The sequence below is a fragment of the Acetatifactor sp. genome, assembly GCF_982438285.1.
Genome location: NZ_CEWDFQ010000228.1, coordinates 1 through 5,000 on the forward strand (window position 1 = coordinate 1; position 5,000 = coordinate 5,000).

At 44.8% G+C, this 5,000-nt stretch carries 6 protein-coding genes; all 6 read left to right on the plus strand.

Features of this window, described 5'->3' with window-relative positions:
* On the plus strand, positions 1-299 hold a 299-nt coding region (locus AC1WIP_RS11085), incomplete at its 5' end, for a type I-C CRISPR-associated protein Cas8c/Csd1 (protein WP_481141883.1).
* Positions 292-1,203: a type I-C CRISPR-associated protein Cas7/Csd2 gene (gene cas7c / locus AC1WIP_RS11090; RefSeq protein ID WP_481141884.1), complete on the plus strand. Its 912-nt coding sequence runs from the start codon at positions 292-294 to the stop codon at positions 1,201-1,203. The genes AC1WIP_RS11085 and cas7c, both read left to right, overlap by 8 nt.
* Positions 1,203-1,865, plus strand: a complete 663-nt coding sequence (gene cas4, locus AC1WIP_RS11095) for a CRISPR-associated protein Cas4 (protein ID WP_481141885.1) — start codon at positions 1,203-1,205, stop codon at positions 1,863-1,865. The genes cas7c and cas4 overlap by 1 nt, the downstream gene beginning before the upstream one ends.
* 55 nt (positions 1,866-1,920) lie before the next feature.
* Complete coding sequence (gene cas1c, locus AC1WIP_RS11100; protein WP_481141886.1) at positions 1,921-2,952, plus strand: type I-C CRISPR-associated endonuclease Cas1c; 1,032 nt, start codon at positions 1,921-1,923, stop codon at positions 2,950-2,952.
* 16 nt (positions 2,953-2,968) lie between these two features.
* The gene (cas2, locus tag AC1WIP_RS11105; RefSeq protein WP_481141887.1) at positions 2,969-3,259 is read left to right on the plus strand and encodes a CRISPR-associated endonuclease Cas2; all 291 of its coding nucleotides are present in this window, start codon (positions 2,969-2,971) and stop codon (positions 3,257-3,259) included.
* A 973-nt stretch (positions 3,260-4,232) separates the two neighbouring features.
* Positions 4,233-4,970 (plus strand): tocopherol cyclase family protein, encoded by a 738-nt coding sequence (locus AC1WIP_RS11110; protein ID WP_481141888.1) that lies wholly within the window; start codon positions 4,233-4,235, stop codon positions 4,968-4,970.
* The last annotated feature ends 30 nt before the right edge of the window (positions 4,971-5,000 follow it).

A 5,000-nucleotide genomic window follows, 5' to 3' on the forward strand; every position in this document is an offset into this window, starting at 1 on the left:
CAGACGCAAACCCGGGAATCAATGCCACGATCCGGGAGCGCTATTTTAACTCAGCCAGCGCTGCGCCCGCTTCTGTTTTTCCTATTTTGATCAAATTGAAAAACAGTCATATGAAAAAATTAGAAAGAGACAAGATGGGCTCCAAGATATATTACGAACAGCTGTTGACGAAAATCATGGGAAATCTGGATGCTTTCCCAAATCGTCTTTCGCTGGAGGAACAGGGGAAATTTATTTTGGGATATTATCACCAAATGCAGAAAAAATATGAAAAAAGAGAGGAAAAAACAAATGAGTGAAGTGATTAAAAACCGGTATGAATTTGTAATCTTATTTGATGTGGAGAATGGAAATCCCAATGGGGACCCGGATGCCGGAAATATGCCAAGAATCGATCCGGAAAGCGGCCTGGGGCTTGTGACGGACGTATGCCTAAAACGGAAAATCCGAAACTATGTGGAGACGGTAAAGGAGGATGAGAAGGGCTTTAAAATCTATATTAAGGAGGATGTGCCCTTAAACAGAAGCGACAAAGAAGCCTGCAGCGCGTTGGGGATTGAGGAAACAGATGACAAAAAAGTGGCAGAAGCGTTAAAGAAGCTGAAAAAGGATGATCCGGATGCAGATGTGAAGCTGAGAGATTATATGTGTGAGAATTTTTATGATATCCGAACCTTTGGGGCGGTGATGACTACCTTTGTAAAGGCATCCCTAAACTGCGGCCAGGTAAGAGGGCCGGTACAGCTTGGATTTGCCAGAAGCATTGATCCTGTTATGAGTCAGGAGGTAACCATCACAAGAGTTGCCATTACTACGGAAAAGGATGCGGAAAATAAACAGACGGAAATGGGAAGAAAGAGCATCGTACCCTATGGATTATACCGCGCAGAGGGATATATTTCCGCTAATCTTGCCCGTAAGGTCACAGGGTTTTCGGAGGAGGATCTGGAGCTTTTGTGGGAGGCCATTTTAAATATGTTTGAGCATGACCACTCTGCGGCAAGAGGGAAAATGGCGGTCCGGGAGCTCATCGTCTTTAAACACAGCAAAGAACTGGGGGACTGTCCTGCCTACAAGCTGTTTGAGGCAGTGGAGGTATCCAAAAAGGAAAATGTGGAATACCCCAGAAAGTACCAGGATTACACGGTTTTGATACATGAGGAAAGGGTTCCGGACACAGTTGAAATAAAAAGGATGATATAATGCAATATGAGGAAGACGATTTTCTGATGATTTTAGGAATCCAGCATTTTAAATTCTGCAGAAGGCAATGGGCGTTGATTCACATTGAGCAGCAATGGGCAGAAAATGTACATACTGTGGTGGGAGAGCTGATGCACAAAAAAGTCCATGACCCTTATTTGACGGAAAAGAGAAGGGATACTATCATAGCCCGGTCACTTCCCGTTTCGTCGAAAAGCTTAGGTATCAGCGGGGAGTGCGATGTGGTCGAGTTTCATAAATGCGAGGATGGAATAAAGCTGCACGGACATAGAGGGTTCTATTCCATATATCCCATTGAGTACAAGAAGGGCAAGCCCAAGGTGACAGATGAGGACAAGCTGCAGCTTGCAGCCCAGGCTTTGTGTCTGGAGGAAATGTTTTCGGCAAAGGTGCCGGAGGGAGCCATTTTTTATGGGGAGACCAGACGGCGTGAGATGGTGGAAATTACGGACAAGCTGCGAGAGGAAGTGGCGCAAATGTTTCGGGAAATGCACAAATATTACGAAAGGCGTTATACGCCAAAGGTAAAATACAGCAAATCCTGCAATGCCTGTTCCCTGAAGGAAATCTGTCTGCCGAAATTGGGAAAATCTGTTTCAGTAAAGATGTATATTAGCCAGATGCTGCAGGAAGAGGAATAAAGGGTGAAGGAAATTGTGAGAAAGGGCGTCCGCCCCGGCGGACGAAGGGTATGGTATGAAAAAATTGTTAAATACCTTATATATTACTTCCGAGAACAGTTATCTGGCCCTGGATGGAGAAAATGTGGTTGTCTTTGAGGACAAAACCGAGATCGGCAGGCTGCCCCTTCACAATCTGGAGGGGATCGTTTCCTTTGGATACCGGGGAACCAGTCCGGCTTTGATGGGGGCTTGTGCTGACAGAAATATTTCTTTGTGTTATGTCACTCCACAAGGAAAATTTTTGGCAAGAATTTCAGGAAAAATACGAGGGAATGTAGTTTTAAGGCAACAGCAGTATGACAGCAGCAGAGATGAAAAGATCAGCCTGGAAATTGCAAGGAACTGTATCTTGGGAAAAGTATATAATGCCAGGTGGGTGTTAGAACGGGCAATCAGGGATCACAGCATGCAGCTGGATGCAGAGCAGGTAAAAGCGGCATCTGATTTTCTGAAAAATGCACTGGTGCTGATTCAAAATAGTCAGTCGAAAGAACAGCTCAGAGGGTATGAGGGAGAAGCGGCAAGTATTTATTTCGGAGTGTTTGACCAGTTGATTTTGCAGCAGAAGAAGGATTTTGCTTTCCGGGGAAGAAATAAAAGGCCGCCGACTGATCCTGTAAATGCTTTGCTGTCTTTTGTGTATACACTCCTGACCAATAGTATTACTTCGGCATTAGAGACGGCAGGGCTTGACCCTTGTGTGGGATATCTCCATACAGACCGTCCGGGAAGAGCTTCGCTGTCTTTGGATATGATCGAAGAGCTTCGCGCAGTTTTGGCGGACCGCTTTGTGCTTTCACTGATTAATCGAAAGATGATCAGCGGTAAAAATTTTTCTAAAAAAGAAAACGGCGCCGTGTTGATGGATGATGAGCTTCGGAGAAAAGTGCTGACAGAATGGCAGAATAAGAAAAAAGAAGTGATAACACATCCCTACTTGAAAGAGAAAGTGGAGTGGGGAATGGTTCCCTATGTACAGGCTATGCTCTTGGCCAGGTATTTGAGAGGCGATTTGGACGGATATCCTGTATTTTTGTGGAAGTGAGGTAGTGAGGTGGGAAATGCTGGTATTGATTACTTATGATGTGAATACGGAAACTGCGGAAGGCCGAAAAAGGCTGCGGAAGGTGGCGAAACAGTGTGTGAATTATGGAAGGAGAGTGCAAAATTCTGTATTTGAGTGTATTGTAGATAATGCACAGTGTATTGCCCTGAAAGCAACGCTCACGGATATCATTGATCAAAAGGTTGACAGCCTGCGGTTTTATTATCTAGGTAATAAATTTCACACGAAAGTAGAGCATGTGGGCGTAGACAGGGGCATTGCCGTAGATCAGACACTAATTCTATAGCTTCCGTGCGAACCTGAAGCGTACATAAAATGCCAGGAGGATTCGCACCGGCAATTTGCATCAAATGAGCAAAAATCAGGCGGTGAAATGCTGTTTGACAGATATTTTCTGTCGTTAAACAGAGAAAAACTAGTAAAGTTGTATAAGTATTAAAAGAATATTTGGTTATTTTTGCTGTCGCTCCCCACGCGGGGGCGTGGATTGAAATTCAGGTTTCTGTTTCTTTGTCTGGTTCTGGTGAGCGTCGCTCCCCACGCGGGGGCGTGGATTGAAATTGTGTCTGGTCGGCTCCAGAAACCATACTCAGGGTCGCTCCCCTCGCGGGGGCGTGGATTGAAATTCCATGCCACACGCTCTGCCTGCTCCCTGGTGGCGTCGCTCCCCTCGTGGGAGCGTGGATTGAAATTTTGATACTGAGACGACCGGCCTTGACGCCAAAAGGTCGCTCCCCTCGCGGGGGCGTGGGTTGAAATAACGCGGGAGTATCATTATTTTGCCTGTGCGTGGTCGCTCCCCCCGTGGGAGCGCGGATTAAAATCCCCTATAGAGGCATGGCTTCCTGTTTCTTATTCATTATGATTAAAAATCATTTCCCTTCGAGAAGAAAAAATTAGAATTCACACCTCTTCCATAGCATAGCTTCACGTTCTTTGATTCTGTTCTCTTATATAAAAATATTCTATAATATTATTGATAACCCTTCTTATAATAAAAGCACCCCAAATTCGCAGATTCAATCTGAAAAAATAGATATAAGAGATGGATTTTTCCGTGAAAAATGAATAAATAAATGCCATCAGCGGAAAACTAAAAATTATTTTTCGTGGAGGAAAAAGAATTGTACGGCTTCTTTTTTGGATGGTATTTAAAGTGTCAGTCCGACACACAGACATTGGTAATGATACCCGCTTATCATAGAACAGGGCGAAAGCGCACCTGTTCTATTCAGATAATTACAGATCAAGAAACCTGGATGATTCCATATAAAGCAGATGAATTCCGCTGTGTGGGAAAACACATTTCTATCGGGAAAAACCAATTTAGTGGGAAGGGCATCCGGCTGTCAGTGCATACAGCACAGGTGACTGTGGAAGGGAAGCTGAAGTTTGGTCCTCTTCTTCCTTTGAAATATGATATTATGGGTCCCTTTGCGCTGGTGCCCTTTATGGAATGCCGCCACAGAGTGTGGAGCATGGGGCACTTGGTAAATGGCGCCGTATCTATTAATGGAGAGAAATACTTGTTTAAAAATGCCCGGGGATATTGGGAGGGAGACAGAGGGGTGTCATTTCCGAAAAAATATATCTGGACCCAATGCTGTTTTCCCGGTGGGTCTTTAATGCTGGCAGTGGCGGATATTCCCATTATGGGCATACATTTCACCGGCATTATAGGGGTTGTGATATGGATGGAGCGGGAGTATCGGTTTGCTACCTATCTTGGAGCCAGAGCAGAAAGGATTCAAAATAAAAAGGTTTGTATTGTCCAGGGAAATCTGGAGCTGGAGGCAAAGCTCACTAAGGCCCTTTCCCATCCTTTGAAGGCGCCGTCCCAGGGGGATATGGTGAGGACAATCCATGAAAGCGCGGCCTGCCAGGCATTCTACCGCTTCCGCAAAAAAGGCCGCACAATTTTTTCTTTTCAGACAGACAAGGCCTCTTTTGAATTTGAATATTCCTCCTGTGTCTTGAGTTTCCGCAAACTGCAATAAAAAGATAGATATGTATTTCCAAAATGCCAA